This window comes from Nocardia sp. NPDC004278 (assembly GCF_053602975.1).
This window is the reverse complement of record NZ_JBSGEQ010000009.1, coordinates 150,898-167,120: the sequence shown is the minus strand read 5'-3', so window position 1 is coordinate 167,120 and position 16,223 is coordinate 150,898. Positions and strand designations below refer to the sequence as shown.

The window sequence follows — 16,223 nt, the reverse complement described above, 5'->3', positions numbered from 1 at the left end:
GCGGTGCGGTGCGGTGCGGTGCGGTGCGGTGCGGTGCGGTGCGGTGCGGTGCGGTGCGGTGCGGTGCGGTGCGGTGCGGTGCGGTGCGGTGCGGTGTACGGCGATCTCGGCCGCCTGCGGTGAGTCCGCGGGCAGGCGCGGGGGTCGGTGCCGAACTACGCTGACTCGATGATCGGCACCCGATACAGCTATGACAAAGTGGCCGACCACTATGCCGAAGAACTCGGGGACGAGCTGCGGCATAAGCCGTTGGATCGGGGGCTGTTGGATGTCTTCGCGGAACTCGTGGGCGACGGGGTGGTCGCCGATATCGGTTGCGGTCCTGCACATATAGCCGCGCACCTTGCGGCGCGCGGTGTGCGGACGATCGGGATGGACCTCTCGCCCGCCATGTGCGCGGCGGCGCGGCGAACCACCTCGGTGCCGGTGTGTGCGGCCGATATGACCGCGCTGCCAGTGCGGTCGCAATCCCTGGCGGGATTGGTTTGTCTGTACGCGGTCATCCACCTGGACGAGCACCAGCGCGCCGCGGCCTACGCGGAGTTCGCCCGAGTATTGCGCCCTGGTGGCCACGCGCTCATCGCATTTCACACCAGCGATGCGGATATTCCGGTCGGTGGCGCCAAGATACTCACCGACTGGTGGGGCCATGAGGTCGATCTCACCTTCCGCTACCTCGACCCGTCCGCGGAATCCGAGGCCCTGGTCGCGGCCGGTCTGATCCCGGCGGCGCGCCTCGACCGTGCCCCGCATCCGGGCACCGAACATCCGAGTCAGCGCAGCTACCTGCTGGTCCAGCGGCATTGACGTTAAGGTCGAATCGCATTCAGGCGGAAAGGTGCGGACGTGCTGCGGGCATTGCTCTTCGATGTACAGGGAACGGCGACGGATTTCCATTCGACAGTCTGTGCGGAAGCGCGCCGCATCGGCGGCGAGCGCTACCGGGATATCGATTGGGCCGGTTTCGTCGACCATTGGCGTGCTGAGTACTTCGCCGCACTGCACAAGGCCGAGCCCGACCGGGACAGCTGGGTCACTGTGCATTCGGTCTATGCCACGGCACTGGACGGCCTACTGGGTGATTACGACATCGACCTGTCGCCCGAGCAACGCGCCGATCTCACCCTCGCCTGGCAGCGCCTCGAACCGTGGCCCGATGTAAATGCCGGATTGACCAGGCTCGCGAGCAAATTCACGATCGCGACACTGTCGAACGCGGATGTCGCAGCCGTGGTGAACATTTCGAAGCGGGCCGCGCTGCCGTGGGATGCGGTGTTCACCGCGGAGATGGCGGGCGCATTCAAGCCCGACCCCACGGTATATCGCATGGCCGCACGGTTTCTGGGGCTGGAACCAACCGAGATCATGATGGTCGCCAGCCACAAGTACGACATTCGGGCCGCGGGCGCACTGGGCTTCCGGACGGCCTTCGTCGCCCGACCGCTCGAGTTCGGCGCCGATGGCGATGTAGACGTCTCCTATGACGACGACTTCGACATCAACGCCAGCGACTTCCTCGATCTCGCCGACCAGCTCGGCTGCTGACCCGGCCTACGCGGTTCGGGTGGCACGTAGCGTATGTAACGGAACGGTGGACGACGGTTGCGGGGTAGTGCCCAGGTACCCAGCGATAAGTTTCGGCGCGTCGTAGTCGTCGACCTGGTCGAATCCCGTCTCCCGCAGCAGATCTTCGATCTCCTCGGCGGTGAAGAAGCTGATCCACGGCTCACCGACGGCGGCCCACCGCTCGGCCCGCACCGCGCGCTGCGCCGCATCCTCGGGCGTGGAAGCCGAAGCGGGATAGAGATAGTCGAATACCAACTGCACCGGCGTCGCCTGGCCCGCGACGAAGCGCAGGGTGTCCAGGATCGCCTCCCGGGTCAGATACACGACGACACCGAGCCAGATGAACACGGCCGGTCGATCACGATCGAAGTTCGCTGCGGCCAATCCTGCTGCGAGCGTTTGGCTTTCGAAGTCGACCGGGGCGAAGGTCAGCGACGCCGGGATCTCGATGCCAGCCGTCTCGAGCCGCTGTCGCTTCCATACCTGGGTATCGGGATGATCGACCTCGAATACCCGCACGTCCGGGTGTGGATTGCGATAGGCGAAGGTATCCAGCCCGGCCCCGAGGATCACCACCTGCCGGGTGCCCGCCGCCACGGCGTCGGCAACGGTCTGCTCGGCGAAGCGGGCGCGGGCGGCCAGGAACATGCGGCGTCGGCGGCGCATTTCGCCATCGGTGTCGCCCGCCACCATGCTCGCGGCATCGAGGTCGGCCAGTTGGTCGGGGGTGACATCCGCGATGCGGATGGCCAGTGGATCGGTGAAGATTCGTGGCTCGCTTGCGATCTGGTGGTAGGCGCGAGCGTAAGCGGTGGCGAGTGCGGTGCGACTGGGTTGACCGAGCTGCATAGGCCGAACCTACGTCTATTCGGGGTGCCGCGCTATGAGCTATGTCTCGCTGACACTGTGTTATGAGCTAGGTCTCAGTGATGCCGCGCTATTAGCTAGCGGACGCCGGTACGGGTCAACAGATCGAAGATCTGTACTCCTTCCAGATCCGTTATGTGGACCGACCATGGCGAAGGCAGGGTAAGTAGCCGCTTACCGGATGTTGCTGCACCAGGCGGGCTATGTGCATTGTTCCAGGTAGATCAGGATCGCACGGACGCGTTGGCTGTGTGCGGGGTCCTTGGCGAGGTGCAGCTTGGCGAAAATGGCATTGATATATTTCTCGACCGCGCTGGTGGACAGCGACAGTCGATCGGCGATGCCGGCATTGGTGAGGCCTTGGGCGAGTAGTTGGAGCACATCGAGTTCACGGGGAGTGAGGGAGGCCAGCGGGTCGGTACGACGTTGTTGTGCGAATAGTTGGCGGACCACCTCGGGGTCGAATGCGGTACCGGCGCCTGCGATTCGGTCGATGTCGGCGAGGAATGCGTCGACATTGGCGACCCGGTCTTTGAGGAGATAGCCGACTCCGCCGATTCCGGAGGTGAGGAGCTCGATCGCGTTGTGCTGCTCGACGTATTGCGACAGTACGAGCACGCCGAGATCGGGGAACCGGGACTTCAGCTCGCGTGCCGCGTCGATTCCCTCGGTGGAATGCGTTGGCGGCATGCGGACATCGACGATGACGAGATCGGGTGTGGTGCGGTCGGTTTCGTGGACGAGCTCGATCGCTGTACCGACGGCGACGACGTCATGGCCCTCGTCAGTGAGCAGGCGAACCAGACCCTCGCGCAGCAAAGCCGAATCCTCGGCGATCACGATGCGCACGGCAGCTCCGCAGTGACGATGGTCGGTCCGCCCGCGGGGCTGTGCACCGTTAGTACGCCGTCGAGGGCGGCCACCCGGCGCCGCAGCCCGGTCAGGCCGCCGCCTTCGGGGTCGGCCCCGCCGATCCCGTCGTCTCGGACCGTGGCGACAAGCCGATCCGCCGGGTGCATCACCGTCACGGAGATGTCCTTTGCTCCAGAGTGTTTGGCAGCGTTCGTCACAGCCTCGGCGACCACGAAGTACGTCGCCGCCGCGACTGCCGTCGGCGGTTCGCGATCGATGTGCAACTCGAGCCGCAGTGGCATCGTGGTGTGCATCGACAGGCCCCGCAGGGTCGCCTCGAGGCCGCGCTCGTCGAGGATCGAGGGATAGATCTGCCACGCCACCTCACGGAGGTCGGCCATCAATTTGGTCGCCTCCTCGACGGCACGATCGATCTCGTCGGCGAGTGCGGTCATCCTCTGGCGCTGCATGATTCGGCGTACGCGGCCCAGTTGTAGTGCGAGACTGACGGTTCGCTGCTGAACCCCGTCGTGGAGGCTGCGCTCGATTCGGCGCCGCTCGTCATCGACGGCACGGACCACGTCGGCGCGGGTGCGTTCGAGTTCCCGCAGCCGCAATTGGGTGCCGTCATCTCCCAGATACCACTTTGCCGTGGCGATGTCACCCTGGCCGAGTGCGACGGCGAACTGGCGGCACAGGTAGATCCCGATAGCGCCGACGGCCAAGGACACCACACTGGTCATCAGCGGAATCCGGTGCACCAGTGTGAGTTCCAGCGCCCACCCGAAGTAACCCAGCGCGGCCACGCCCGCGGCAATCAGCACGACACCGCCCACGACGGCATAGAGCGCGCGCAGCAGCACATAACCGGTGGGGTCGCGATCGGTTAGTTCGCACTCGGCGGGCGCATGGAACCAGCGCACGAGTCGACGCCGCTCCCGGCGGACGTGGCCGCGCAGGCCGAGCGTATTCCCGCATACGAGCATCGCGAGCCCGGACAACGCTGTGCAGGACCCGACCACCGCGCCGACCACTGGAGAGTATGCCCGCCGCAGCAGCGAGAATTCATCGACCACGGTCACGAACCCAGACTAGACCGGCCACGCACGCGACGAACCAGCCAGAACAGCACCGCCACACCTGCCGCAGCCCCAACTACCAGTTGGTACCGCGAGGCGTAGTCGCGGACCAGTTCCCAGTTCTCGCCGAGGTGATATCCGGCCAGCACGAACAAGGTGTTCCAGATCGCGCTGCCCACGGCGGTGAGCGCGATGAACTGGCCGATCGGCATCCGCTCGACACCGGCTGGGGCCGAGACCAGACACCGCACCACCGGTACCATCCGACCGAACAGGACCGCCTTGCGGCCGTGCCGGGCGAACCACTGCTCGCTGCGCTCGAGGTCTTCGGTCCGGATCAGCGGTAACCTGGCCACGACGGCGTACAGACGCTCTCTGCCTACCAGCAGGCCGAGCAGGTACAGCACCATCGCACCGGCCACCGAACCTATGGTGGTCCACACCAGCGCGCCGACCAACGACATCTCTCCCCGCGCGGCCGCGAAACCGGCCAGCGGAAGGATGATTTCGCTCGGAATGGCCGGAAACACGCTGTCGGCGGCATTGGCCACCGCAGCACCCGGTCCCCCGAGAGTGTGCATGATCGTCGTAGCCCACCCCGCCACGCCGCTGGACTCGGCAGCGTAAATGGTTATCGCGTTGCTCATGACCACCACGTTAGGAATCGAATACGCGCAGATCAGTGTGGATTTCCGGACAGTGAGGTGTGGATCTCCGCACCTACCGCAGACAGAACACCGCTGCCGCGGCCGCAGCGAACTTCACGAAACTGTCGCCCGACGCCGATGCCAACATCATGGTCATGACCCGGTTTTCCGGCCCAACGAATACATACGTGAGATAGCCCAGCAACTCACCCCCGTGTCCCCATAGCTGTACCCCGCACGGCAAGTCGAAGCGCTGCAGGCCCAGGCCGTAGTGGAAGCCCAGTCCCATCGGAACTGTCTGTTCCATCCGCTCGAGCATCGTCGCCGATAGCAGGCGACCGCTCATGAGCGCGCCGAAGAACGTGCTCAAATCCCTTGTCGTGGAGATCATCTCGCCCGCGGCCCAATCCAGCGAGGGATTCTGTTCGGTGACATCGACGGTGGCACCCGGACCGGAGCTGCCTCGTGCTGCTACGGCAGGTGCGCTTATCGTCGGGTCGTCACCGGGAAAGGAAGTATCGTGCAGGCCCAACGGGTCGAGGATGCGTTGACGGACAGCATCCGCATACGGCATTCCGGTGACCTTCTCGACCAGCGCACCGAGCACGATGTAGTTGGTGTTCGAGTAGCGGAAGTCGGTCCCAGGCGGGAAATACGAGGGATGAGCGAACGCGGCGGCCAGCAATTCTGCCGGAGCGTAATGCCGGAAGCGAGCCTCGCCGCGCCACCGGTTGGTCGACATGCCAGGCCCTTTCATGTAGTCGTACAGACCGCTGGTGTGGTTCAGCAACTGACCTACCGTGATGGATTCGCCGCCGGAGACGAGGTCGGGCAGTACGCGATCGATAGGGGCGTCCAGGGCGAGAATCTGCTCGTCGACCAGTTGCAGTACGACCGTCGCCACGAACGTCTTCGTCACGCTCCCGATCCGGAAATGCGACCGCGGAGTTACGGTCTCGCCCGCATGCCAGGTCTGTGTCCGGTGTCCGTCCGATATCTGCAGCATCGCGGCCGTCACCGGCCCATCGGCACTTCGATCCACGGCGAAACCGATCACTTCTCCCCGGCAGGTGACCAGCAGCAGAACTACTCCTACCGGCAGGCCCACTATCACCGACAACACAACCACCAACACACGCCGAAGCACTCGCATCGGCCGAAACTACGGCCGGGGCCGAACCCCGAACCATCCCAAAACCCCCACATCCCCTGTGGGAAACCGCATTCCACGAACCCGCGTACCCCGGCCCGGATATGTCTGCGGCAAGTCGCTGACCAGGGATATTGGCGAGGGTTCAAGTCCTCAGGCGGCCTTCGAATCCATACGTCCGATGCTTGGCCGGTAGCCTGCATCGGCACCGGTAGATATCCGGATCTAGCGCAAGCGCGCGAAATCCTTGCTGGACCGACGAAGCTGTGGGATGCGGTGCGTCACGAGTTCTGGGCGAACCTCATCCCACCCCTAGGTCTCGGTGATGATCAGCGAGGTGGCGATGGGGGCCAGCACCTCGACCAGCTGGGTGATCGGCGGGCGCGGATCCGCGAGAATCCATTCGTGCGCGACACCGTTGATCGCGCCGATGAGTGCGCTTGCCGCCCAGGTGATTCCGCCACGAACGCGGATATCCGGACCCGCGATCGTGATGAGCAGGGCCTCGATGGCCGCCGCCCAGGCATGGCGGCGCTCGCGACGATGGTGTTCCATGCGTTCGCTGACACCGACCACCTCGACGAAGGCGACCTTGGCCCGGTACGGGTCGGAGCTGATGGAACCGATGAACGCGGTCAACACCGCGGTCAGACCATCCGCGATATCCGTGCCCGGCCCCAACGCTGCGACGGCTTGTCCGACGACGGCCGCGGACTGGTCCTGGATGTAGTCGTAGGACGCGATGAGGACGTCCTCCCTGGTCTGGAACTCCTCGTAGAACTGTCGCTTGGACAGTCCGGCCGCGGTGCACACATCGGCCAGCGAGCAGTTCGCATAGCCGCGCTCGGCGAAGGTCCGGATGGCGGCGTCCAGGAACCGCTGCCGCCGCTCGGCCTTCCGCTCACTCACTGCGCGGCCGCCGTACTGCCTGTCCACGATGGTCACCGCACCACGGTAGCCGAGCGGGTGTTCGGCCTGCCCGGCCCGATGTGCCGGCGCTATTGCGGACTCGACGGGTGTGCGGTCAGCCCATAGTGACGGCTCCGCCCAGCGCATCCTGCGCGCTGTAGAAGAGCAAGAAGATGTAGTACAGAACCGTCGAGACCGGTTCATTCCGACCTTGCATATTCCTCGGTGCTTCCCTGCAAGCTGTCCGGCACCAACTGTCCGGTTCGGCATTGATCGAAAAAGCTACGGCATATGAGGCCGCTCGGCACGGCGAGTCGTGAAATCGCCGGACTTTTCGGCCCGTGATCGGGGCCGCATCAGACAGCTTGTTGCGACCTGCATCACGTCTGTGCGATAGTCCCAACTATGTGAGACGGGGTGGTCTCACAGTGGCAAAGGGGCTGAAAGTTGATCAATCCGCTGGCGGGTCGCGCCCGCCGAATCATGTTCTCGGCCGGGATCACGGCCATCGCACTGTTCGCGACGACCGCGGTGACGGTTGCCGAACCGTCGGAAGATCCGGTCGCGGTGCAACCCGCGGCACCGGTTCCACTGCCGCCCGAATTCGATCCGGGCTTCTATCAGCCGCCCGCGGAGCTGGTGGCGAGCAAGGCGCCGGGCGAGATCATCGCGGTGCGGCAGGTGAATCTCGCCAATTTCGGGCTGATTCCGGTGAATGTCGATGCCTGGCAGGTCTCCTACCGCTCGAATAACAGTCGGGACGAGCCGATCGCGGCCGTCGCGACGGTAGCGAAGCCGCGCGGCTCGGCCCCGGACAAGCTCGTCTCGATGCAGATCGCCGAGGACTCGCTGGCCGGGTACTGTGCGCCTTCCTACTGCCAAAACCCTTCCGCGAGTGTGCAATACATCCGCGAACACTTCGCCGAGCATGCGGTCACCGAGGTCTCGGGCACCGCACCCGCCATGCTCTGGCTGCGCGATCGGCTCAATGGTGTTCCGGCGCAACAGGGTTGCAGCACCACCGACGTCGGCTGGCTGGCCTTGGACCCCAATGGCCTGGAGTTGTTGAAGTCGACCTTCGGCGAGACGTTCGCCTCGTTCTTCGGTAAGCCGATCGGCGTCAAGTGAGCTGCCTCCGGTCCGGATCGGGCGATCCGGACCGGAGGTGAACTAGATCTGGCCGGTGGTGTCGAGGGTGGCCGCGGTGAACATTTCGTCGGCGCGACGGGTGTCCATGTACTCGCGCACGCGGTGGATCAGGCCATCGTGCAGTTCGAAGATGAAGCAGTAGTCGTTGTCGTAGTGATTGCCGTTCATCAGCGTCGCCCGCATCCGCTCTTCGACGACGACCGTCGTGCCCTCGGCGATGATGGCGGTGAATTCGACGCTTCGATCGGCCACGAATACGGTCGGAAACTCGGTGGCGAGGAAGCGCACGATGCGATCCCTGCCGACGAGATGGTGGGTGCCGTCGAGGGCGCGGGCGGTGGGGTTGTGCGGTGGTGCGAGCCATTCGGCGTCCGGGGTGAAAACCTCGGCAATGCGGGCCGGATCCTGCGTCGCGAATGCGCGCCAGGCTCGGATGACCAGATCTTTGCTCGTCGGTGCGTCCATGCTGCCCATCCTGGGTGGGGCCGCGGTTGCCGATCGCGCCATATCCGGACGGATCTGTGTCCGGATATGGCTGGTCGCTGTCGGTGGCGGCGCGCAGACTCGGGTAATGGGATCGTTCCAGGGCGTCAGCACGACCGGCATCTATTGTCTGCCGCCCTGCCCAGGACGTCCGCGATCGGAGAATGTTGTCAGTTTCACCTCCGCGGCGGGGGCCGAGGCGGCGGGATTTCGAGCCTGCCATCGCTGCCGCCCGTATCGGGGTGATCGACGGATTGCGCACGGGTCCGAATTGGTCTGCCGCGCTGTCGATCTCATCGCCGACGGAGCGCTGGACGATGGCAATGAGGCCGCACTCGCCGCGCGGCTGGCGGTTTCGGAACGTCAGCTGCGCCGAATGTTCCATGAGCAGGTCGGTGCGACACCGGATCAGCTGGCCCGTTCGCGGCGTGCGCATTTCGCCCGGCGGCTATTGGACGATACCGATCTGTCGGTCACCGATATCGCCTTCGCCGCCGGATTCGGAAGTCTGCGCCAGTTCAACCGCGTGATGGTCACGACCTTTCGGGCAACCCCGGTCGAGTTGCGCAAGCGGCGGCGACGCGCGGATCGTCTTATCGCGGACGGCGGACTCGCACTTCGAGTCCCGTTGATCGAGGACACGGATATCGGTCAGCGGTTGGCGCAGCTGGCCCGCGGTGCGATCGGCGGCATCGAGAGTGCCACGGCCACCCACTATCGGCGAACGGTCACGCTGGACGGTGATCCGGGCGTGATCGAAATCAGCCCGGCCACAACGGATGCCGCCCGGCTCATCGTGCATCTACCGCGTATCGAAGGGCTGATACACCTGGTGACCCAGGTGCAGCGGCTGCTCGCGGGCGATCCGTGGGATCCGTTCGAAGCCGCTGTGCGCGGCCTCATGGCGGACCGACCCGATGTCCTGCACGATCTCGTCACCACCTACGGCACGCCGGTCGTCGGGCTCGGGCAGTTCGGTCTGTCCCACCTGTTCCCTACGCCGACTGCCTCGGCCGCTGCCGATCTGAGTGACATCGGTTTCGATGCTGTTGGTGCACAAGCGATCCGGTGAACGTCCAGCGACCGCACGGCCGGCTCGCGATGCAGTCCGTCGGCGACATGTCGGCCCAAGGGGTCCAGTGAGGTTGGTACAGGTTAGGGCTCGAGCACGATTTTGCCGTGGGTGTGTCGGCGTTCGAGTTCGGTGTAGGCCTGGCGGACCTGTGTCAACGGGTAGACGTTCGCGATCGGGACTTCGAGGTGTCCCTCGGCGATCAGGGCGGCCAATTCGGCGAGCACCTCGGCGCCCGCCCTGCCGTTGGGCCCGGGTTCGGTCTTGGCCCCATACTTTGCGGCTGCTGCGAAATCGATGATGGTGTCGATCCGTTCGATTGCGACGCCGAGAGCGAGGGCCAGTTCGACGTACCCGCCGCCGTAGGTGTCGATGAAGGCATGGACGCCGCCCGGTGCGGCGGCCTTGATCCGGTCCATGACGCCGTCACCGTATGCGACGGGGATCACGCCGTGGCTGTGCAGCCACTCGTGGTTGCCCTCGCTGGCCAGGCCGATGACCGTGGCTCCGGCACGGCGCGCGAGCTGAACGGCGAACGAGCCGACTCCTCCGGCCGCTCCGGAGACGACGACGCTCTCGCCCCGCTCGAGCTGTACAGAATGCACTGCCCCCCATGCAGTCACGCCGGCAATGTATAGGCCGCCCGCCACCTCCCATGGGACGTTCATCGGTTTGGGGGTGAGGTTGTCGACGTCGACGAGGACCAGCTCGGCCTGAGCGGCTCGCTTCTCGGAGAATCCGATCACCTCGTCGCCGGGCGAGAATCGGTCGGCTCCGGCGCCGATCTCGACGACGACTCCGGCGAGATCGCTGCCCTGCCCGGAGGGAAAGGTCGAGGGAAAGATGTCCGTCATCGCGCCGGTGCGTAATGCCGCCTCACCGGGGTTGATGCCGGCCGCTCTCACCTGCACGAGGACTTGCCCTGCCCCGGGCACGGGGCGGTCGACCTCGTCGATCCGCAGGACGTCGATTCCGCCGAATTCGTCGTATCTGACTGCCTTTGTCATTGTTTTGCTTCTCCTCCGGCGCGCCAGGCGCGGCCGACTTCGGGAACGGGAATGGTGGGCACCGGTGTGCCCGTCACCAGGGCACCGTTCCGGCGTCGTCGAAGAATCCGCCGGTCGGTCCGTCGTCGGGCAGGGTCGCGAGGTGAATTGCGATGGCCGCACCCTGTTGCGGTGTACGGACGCCGCGAAAGCCGTTGAGGTCGGTGGCGGTGAAACCGGGACAGCCGGAGTTGATCAGGATGTTGGTATCACCCAGTTCCTTGACGTATTGGATGGTGAGGGCGTTGAGGAAGGTCTTCGAGGCCAAGTAGGCGGCGGGAACCGGGCCCATGTCGATGCCGGGCGTGGTTTGCAGGGCGAGCGAGCCGACGCTGCTGGACATGTTGACGATCCGCGGTGAGGCCGAGGTGCGCAGCATCGGCAGCATCGCGTTGGTGACCCGGATGACGCCGATCACGTTGGTTTCCACGACAGCTCGCACGGTCGCGGGATCGAGCGTGGTCGGTGTCTGCGGCATACCGCCGGTGATCGCGGCGTTGTTGACCAGAACATCGAGCCCTCCGGCATGGTCGGCGATCAATTCGGCCGCCGCGGCCACACTTGCGTCGTCGGTCACGTCGAGCGGCACACCGAACGCATCGGTCCCGGCCGCGCGCAGCTTCTCCACCGCGGTGTCGCGGCGTTGCCGATCGCGCGCACCCACACCGATTCGCCAGCCGAGCGCGCCCAGGCCCGCGGCGATCTCGTATCCGATTCCCTTGTTCGCGCCGGTCACCAGCGCAATCGTCTGTTCACTCACACCGCCGATCCTGCTGCGGCTCCGGGTGCAGCGTCCAAGACTGATCGGGTGGGCGGCGATACCGCACGGGTATTGGTCGTGGTCATCGCCGGATACCATGACCTGGTGGAGACGCGGGAGATGCGGTATTTCGTTGCCGTCGCCGAGGAGTTGCACTTCGGGCGGGCGGCACAACGGCTCGCGATCGCGCAACCACCACTATCGCGAGCCATCCAGCAGCTCGAACGGCGGCTCGGAGTCGTCCTGCTGCACCGCACCGCTCGCGCCATAGCCTTGACCGAGGCCGGGGCGGTGCTGCTGCGGGAGGCCCGGGCCGCGCTCGACGCGGTCGAAGCCGCCGAGCGGCGAACCCGCCGTGCCGCGGCCGACCAGCCCGGTGTGGTGCTGGCCACCAAGGCCGGAGCGTCCAGCGAACTGTTGTCGAAGCTGCTGCACGCCTACGCCGCCGAACCGGGCGCTGTGGCGGTCGAGGTGATGCTGTGCGGGCCAGGCCAGCCGGAAAGTCTGCTGCGCAACGGGCGTGCCGACGTTGCTCTGCTCCACCGGCCTTACGACACGACAGCCGGATTCGACACCGAGGATCTGCACACCGAACAGCAGGTCGTGGTCCTGCCTGCGGGTCATCCCCTCGCCAACCGGACGCATATGCTGTTGGCCGAGGTCAACACCCTGACGAACCTGCCCCTGCCGCGCTGGCCTGGACGGGATGGCAGCTATCCGGACGGTCCCGGCCCGCAGGTGCGCGACCATACCCAACTATTCCAACTGATCGCGCTCGGACTGGCCTGCGCGGTCGTGCCCGAGTCGCTGCGAACCCAGCTACGCGACGATCATGCCGTCGTGCCCGTGCCGGACGCACCGGCCGTCACGACCGTCATCGCTTGGCCACCACACAGCAGATCCAAAGCCGTTGCCGACCTCGTCCGCACCGCGACACGCCTCTAACCGACATTGTTCGCTGGCCGTATCGAGCATCACCAATCTTTCGGGATACATCCAGATTCGGGATACATCCGGAAATGCCGCGATCCGCGCGGTTCGAAGCCGGCTGACGCGTGCCTACGGAAGACCAACGGGCCGAGCGCCTTACAGCCGTGGCCTAGAACTCAGCCGCCTGGTCGCCGACGTGCAGCCGGGTCGCTGTCGGCCTGGCGCCGGCGTAGTCCCTCGTCGGACACCCGGGGGGCTAGCCGGTCGAATCGTCCTGGCATGGGATCGGTCGCACGGTCGACGGATCGAGCGCATTCAGGACGAGTGCGGCGGTGGTGGGGGAGAAGACTGTGCCGTTGTGTCCGGCTTTACTGCTGGGACAGATGTTTTGGAGGACGTAGTTGTTGACGCCGGGTTCTGGAATCGTGGCCAGGTTCTGGCCGAAGGCTGCGATCGGATCGAACCGGCTGCTGATCGTCGTGTAGGCGACACCGGGGACGGTGATCGGTCCGGAGTTCAGCTCGTTCAGGAAGGCAGACCCGGCGAGTAGGTCCTTCACGGCGGGCGGTACCGGGAGTGCGTCGCGCACGCTTGCGGCATTCAGCAGGGTTGCGCCGAGGTCGCCGAGCGCACCGCGCGTGGGCGAGGAGATGGTGGTCACCGAGCGGACGCCGCGGGCCAGCTCCGGATGGGTCTTCACCAGGTACTGCGCCATGATGCCGCCCTCGGAGTGACCGATCAGGTCGACCTTCGCGACGCCGAGCCGGGTGGTCAGTGCGGTGAGCTTCTGCTCGATCTCGACCGCCGAATCGGCGAGTGGACCATTGCCACCGCCCTGCATGGCATTGCTGCCGCCGTAGGAGAACGAGTAGACACACAGCCCCGCATTGGCCAAGGCTGGTCCGAGATAGCCCCAGGCCCGGTACTCGTCGCCCGCGAAACCATGGAGCAGGACAACGGGAACCGCGCCGGGCACGGTGGAGGTGCAGTCGTATCGATTGACTCCCGGCGGTGTCGGCGCTTCGACCTTGCCCTCCTGGGCCCATCGGGTCTCCGCATCCTGCACCTGCTGCCAGGTGGCCGTCGGATATGGCCCCGGCTCGGCGGCGGCCACCGATGTCCCCGCAGTACATAGGGCGAAAGCAGTGAGGCCGAGAGCGATTCGGCGCAGTCTCATGCGTGTGGTCCTTCGAGCTGAATGGCGGTGGTCAGGCGGATATCAGCGACCGATCGACCGGTCAGCAGGTGGTAGGCGGTGGTGGGTAGCACCCAGTCTTCCGCTGTCTCGTCCCAGGATTCGGCGGCGCGGCGGGGGATGGGGATCGCCGCCTCGGCCGTCTCGCCGGGCTCGGCCTCGACGACCGCGAAGGCGGCCAATCGCCGGTCCGGCTGGGAGGCATGGGCGATATAGGTCTGGATCGTCTCGCGGCCGAGGCGATCACCGGTATTGCGAACCCGAACGGCCAGCGTGCCGATAATATTGCCGGTCGCGGGGGTGAAGGCGGCTGTCTCGTATTCCCAGGTGGTGTAGCCGAGCCCGTGTCCGAACCAGAACCGTGGTGCGATCGAAAGTCGTTGCCAGGCACGGTATCCGATGTAGATGTCCTCCTCGTAGGCGAGGACACCGTCGGTGGGCGTGACATTCAGAACCGGCGAATCATCCTGGTAGGCGGGCCAAGTGGTGGGCAGCCGCCCGCTGGGTTCGGCCCGGCCCATCAGTACGTCGGCGAGTGCGGCACCGCCCTCCTGTCCCGGAAACCAGGTGAGCAGAATCGCCGCGGCATCCTGGGCCCACGGCAGCTGCACGGGGGAGCCGGTATTGACCACCACCACGGTGCGCGGGTTGGCCGCGATGACGCGTGTGACGAGCTCATCCTGTCGGCCGGGCAGCGAAAGCGATGTGCGGTCGAAGCTTTCGCTTTCGACCTCCGGGGTGGTCGCGACGACCACCACGGCAATATCGGCCGCCGCCGCCGCGGCGACCGCCTCCTCGATGAGCGCATCCGGATCGATATTCGGTTCCTGATGGCCCAGCGCGAACTTCTCGAAGGCAATGGGCAGCTCGGGCAGTGTCGTCACCGTGTGTCGCAGACTCACCGAAACCGGTTGTGCCGCATCGAGTTCGACCTCGATCAGCACTTCGGGCGGGGCGAGGAATGCGGCCACCGGATCACCGTTGGGGACGATGGCCTCATCGAAATGGGTCTTATCGCCGACCGTGAGCCGGAACGGTCCGATGCCAGCAATTGCCAAAGTATGGGTTCCGCCGACCCGCGGTGTGAAGGTGCCGGTGACAACGACACTGTGGAGTTCACCGACCGCGATCCCGTCCGGGAATTCGCCGATCCATTCGACGTTGCCCTCCGGCAGCGGATGCTCGCCGAGCGGGTTTCCATCGGCGCCGAACAGCCGGACTCGCAGGTCGAAACCCGCCTCGGCGGGCGGAATCTTGACCCGGGGATCCGCGCCGACGGCATAGCTCACTTCGGTCTGCTCATCGAGCAATGCCCGCAATCCCGCGAGCGGGGATACCGTGTGCGGCGGGAAAACCTGGGCGCTGCCTCCGCCGAGCGCCCTGGCCTGGTCGGCCGCCTGGCCGATCACCGCGATGCGCCGGACCCGCCCGAGCGGCAATGCATCGTTCTCGTTGCGCAGCAGCACGATCGAGCGTTGAGCGATCTCGTGCGCGAGCGCTTCGCCATTGATCGGAGCGGGAAGTGCGTCTTCAGCTACCGCCGGCGGCGCGTCGGCCAACACCCCGACCCGGGCGGCCAGTCGAAGCATATGCCGTGCCATCTGCTCGACCGTCACCTCCGGAACCCGCCCTGCGTGCACAGCTTCGGCCAATGCCGAGCCGAAGACGCTCCGCGGCCCGGGCATCGCGATATCGAGCCCACCGCTGGCCGCGCCGACGGTATCGCGCGCCGCCGTCCAATCCGAGACGATGGCCCCGTCGAATCCCCAACGCGCACGCAGGATGTCGTTCTGCAGCGCGCTGTGCTCGGTCATCGTGGTGCCATTGACGCTGTTGTACGCCGCCATCAACGCCCACGGCCCGGCCTGTTCGACCACGGCCGCGAACGGTGCGAGATACAGCTCGTGCAATGCGCGCTGCGAGACCCGCACGTCGACGGTGAATCGGTCGGTCTCTGAGTCATTGGCCACGAAATGCTTCGGCGTCGCCGCGACGCCGCCGTCCTGCACTCCGCCGACATAGGCCGCGCCGATCGCCCCGGTGAGTAGCGGATCCTCCGAATAGCACTCGAAGTGCCTGCCGCCCAGCGGGCTTCGGTGCAGGTTGAGCGTCGGCGCGAGCAGCATGTGCACGCCCTTGCGCCGCGCCTCCTGCGCGAGCAACTGCCCGGCCCGCCGCGCCAGGGCGGGATCCCAGGTGGCGGCCAGCGCCGTCGGGCTCGGCAGGGCGATCGAGGGATCCTCCGGACTCCAGTGCACGCCGCGCACACCGATCGGACCGTCGGACATCACCAGCGAGCCGAGTCCGATTTCGGGAATCGCGGGCAGGGTCCACATGTCCTGTCCGGCGAGCAGGCGGGAACGGGCATCGAGATCCAGTGCGGCCAATGCCTTTTCGACCGCTGCCTCGCGGTCGGCCTGATGATTCGCCATGGTTGCGACTCCCTTGTCGGTCGGACGCGCGGGCCTCCGCCTCGAAGTATGGTCGAAACACCTAGCAGCTAGTAGGTAATGTTATC

General features: G+C 65.9%; 16 protein-coding genes. 5 read left to right on the top strand and 11 right to left on the bottom strand.

Annotated elements, in window-relative coordinates:
* Positions 1-168 precede the first annotated feature (168 nt).
* Both ACWEO2_RS16635 and ACWEO2_RS16630 read left to right on the top strand, forming a co-directional pair.
* Positions 169-807: a class I SAM-dependent methyltransferase gene (locus tag ACWEO2_RS16635; RefSeq protein ID WP_452406083.1), complete on the top strand. Its 639-nt coding sequence runs from the start codon at positions 169-171 to the stop codon at positions 805-807.
* 39 nt (positions 808-846) lie between these two features.
* Positions 847-1,545, top strand: coding sequence for a haloacid dehalogenase type II (locus ACWEO2_RS16630; RefSeq protein WP_452406082.1), 699 nt, complete (start codon positions 847-849; stop codon positions 1,543-1,545).
* A gap of 6 nt (positions 1,546-1,551) precedes the next feature.
* On the opposite strand, the gene ACWEO2_RS16625 is transcribed toward ACWEO2_RS16630, so the two are convergent.
* The 6 genes from ACWEO2_RS16625 to ACWEO2_RS16600 all read right to left on the bottom strand — a co-directional run bounded on the left by ACWEO2_RS16625 (position 1,552) and on the right by ACWEO2_RS16600 (position 7,106).
* Positions 1,552-2,415: a class I SAM-dependent methyltransferase gene (locus ACWEO2_RS16625; protein ID WP_452406081.1), complete on the bottom strand. Its 864-nt coding sequence runs from the start codon at positions 2,413-2,415 to the stop codon at positions 1,552-1,554.
* Positions 2,416-2,634: 219 nt separating this feature from the next.
* On the bottom strand, positions 2,635-3,282 hold the full coding sequence (locus ACWEO2_RS16620) for a response regulator transcription factor (RefSeq protein WP_452406080.1): 648 nt from the start codon (positions 3,280-3,282) through the stop codon (positions 2,635-2,637).
* Positions 3,270-4,367 carry a sensor histidine kinase gene (locus ACWEO2_RS16615; protein ID WP_452406079.1) on the bottom strand — a complete coding sequence of 366 codons (1,098 nt, stop codon included), beginning with the start codon at positions 4,365-4,367 and terminating at the stop codon, positions 3,270-3,272. Before ACWEO2_RS16615 ends, ACWEO2_RS16620 begins: the two co-directional genes overlap by 13 nt.
* Positions 4,364-5,011, bottom strand: a complete 648-nt coding sequence (locus ACWEO2_RS16610; RefSeq protein WP_452406078.1) for a DedA family protein — start codon at positions 5,009-5,011, stop codon at positions 4,364-4,366. The genes ACWEO2_RS16615 and ACWEO2_RS16610 overlap by 4 nt, the downstream gene beginning before the upstream one ends.
* Positions 5,012-5,084: 73 nt before the next feature.
* On the bottom strand, positions 5,085-6,164 hold the full coding sequence (locus tag ACWEO2_RS16605) for a serine hydrolase domain-containing protein (protein ID WP_452406077.1): 1,080 nt from the start codon (positions 6,162-6,164) through the stop codon (positions 5,085-5,087).
* A gap of 309 nt (positions 6,165-6,473) precedes the next feature.
* Positions 6,474-7,106, bottom strand: coding sequence for a TetR family transcriptional regulator (locus ACWEO2_RS16600; RefSeq protein ID WP_433726921.1), 633 nt, complete (start codon positions 7,104-7,106; stop codon positions 6,474-6,476).
* Between the two features lie 411 nt (positions 7,107-7,517).
* On the opposite strand from ACWEO2_RS16600, the gene ACWEO2_RS16595 reads away from it, so the two are divergent.
* The gene (locus ACWEO2_RS16595) at positions 7,518-8,198 is read left to right on the top strand and encodes a lipase family protein (protein WP_452406076.1); all 681 of its coding nucleotides are present in this window, start codon (positions 7,518-7,520) and stop codon (positions 8,196-8,198) included.
* A 42-nt stretch (positions 8,199-8,240) separates the two neighbouring features.
* Here ACWEO2_RS16595 and ACWEO2_RS16590 read toward each other — a convergent pair whose 3' ends face one another.
* Positions 8,241-8,684 (bottom strand): nuclear transport factor 2 family protein, encoded by a 444-nt coding sequence (locus ACWEO2_RS16590; protein WP_452406075.1) that lies wholly within the window; start codon positions 8,682-8,684, stop codon positions 8,241-8,243.
* On the opposite strand from ACWEO2_RS16590, the gene ACWEO2_RS16585 reads away from it, so the two are divergent.
* Positions 8,683-9,774 (top strand): helix-turn-helix domain-containing protein, encoded by a 1,092-nt coding sequence (locus ACWEO2_RS16585; RefSeq protein WP_452406074.1) that lies wholly within the window; start codon positions 8,683-8,685, stop codon positions 9,772-9,774. The two genes, ACWEO2_RS16590 and ACWEO2_RS16585, sit on opposite strands and share 2 nt — an antisense overlap.
* 83 nt (positions 9,775-9,857) lie before the next feature.
* Here ACWEO2_RS16585 and ACWEO2_RS16580 read toward each other — a convergent pair whose 3' ends face one another.
* Positions 9,858-10,781: an NADP-dependent oxidoreductase gene (locus tag ACWEO2_RS16580; RefSeq protein ID WP_452406073.1), complete on the bottom strand. Its 924-nt coding sequence runs from the start codon at positions 10,779-10,781 to the stop codon at positions 9,858-9,860.
* 73 nt (positions 10,782-10,854) lie between these two features.
* Complete coding sequence (locus ACWEO2_RS16575) at positions 10,855-11,580, bottom strand: SDR family oxidoreductase (protein ID WP_452406072.1); 726 nt, start codon at positions 11,578-11,580, stop codon at positions 10,855-10,857.
* A gap of 48 nt (positions 11,581-11,628) precedes the next feature.
* Between ACWEO2_RS16575 and ACWEO2_RS16570 the strand changes: the two genes are divergently transcribed.
* A complete protein-coding gene (locus ACWEO2_RS16570; protein ID WP_452406071.1) occupies positions 11,629-12,525 on the top strand; it encodes a LysR family transcriptional regulator in 897 nt (298 codons plus the stop codon).
* Positions 12,526-12,766: 241 nt separating this feature from the next.
* Here the strand turns inward: ACWEO2_RS16570 and ACWEO2_RS16565 are convergent, their stop codons facing one another.
* Together ACWEO2_RS16565 and ACWEO2_RS16560 are read right to left on the bottom strand one after the other, a co-directional pair.
* The gene (locus tag ACWEO2_RS16565) at positions 12,767-13,687 is read right to left on the bottom strand and encodes an esterase/lipase family protein (RefSeq protein ID WP_452406070.1); all 921 of its coding nucleotides are present in this window, start codon (positions 13,685-13,687) and stop codon (positions 12,767-12,769) included.
* Positions 13,684-16,137, bottom strand: a complete 2,454-nt coding sequence (locus tag ACWEO2_RS16560) for a beta-glucosidase (protein WP_452406069.1) — start codon at positions 16,135-16,137, stop codon at positions 13,684-13,686. The genes ACWEO2_RS16565 and ACWEO2_RS16560 overlap by 4 nt, the downstream gene beginning before the upstream one ends.
* Positions 16,138-16,223 lie beyond the last annotated feature (86 nt).

Coding starts and splice junctions, on each gene's coding strand:
- ACWEO2_RS16635 (WP_452406083.1), top strand. CDS start 169: ATGATCGGCACCCGATACAGCTATGACAAAGTGGCCGACCACTATGCC.
- ACWEO2_RS16625 (WP_452406081.1), bottom strand. CDS start 2,415: ATGCAGCTCGGTCAACCCAGTCGCACCGCACTCGCCACCGCTTACGCT.
- ACWEO2_RS16610 (WP_452406078.1), bottom strand. CDS start 5,011: ATGAGCAACGCGATAACCATTTACGCTGCCGAGTCCAGCGGCGTGGCG.
- ACWEO2_RS16605 (WP_452406077.1), bottom strand. CDS start 6,164: ATGCGAGTGCTTCGGCGTGTGTTGGTGGTTGTGTTGTCGGTGATAGTG.
- ACWEO2_RS16585 (WP_452406074.1), top strand. CDS start 8,683: ATGCTGCCCATCCTGGGTGGGGCCGCGGTTGCCGATCGCGCCATATCC.
- ACWEO2_RS16590 (WP_452406075.1), bottom strand. CDS start 8,684: ATGGACGCACCGACGAGCAAAGATCTGGTCATCCGAGCCTGGCGCGCA.
- ACWEO2_RS16580 (WP_452406073.1), bottom strand. CDS start 10,781: ATGACAAAGGCAGTCAGATACGACGAATTCGGCGGAATCGACGTCCTG.
- ACWEO2_RS16565 (WP_452406070.1), bottom strand. CDS start 13,687: ATGAGACTGCGCCGAATCGCTCTCGGCCTCACTGCTTTCGCCCTATGT.
- ACWEO2_RS16560 (WP_452406069.1), bottom strand. CDS start 16,137: ATGGCGAATCATCAGGCCGACCGCGAGGCAGCGGTCGAAAAGGCATTG.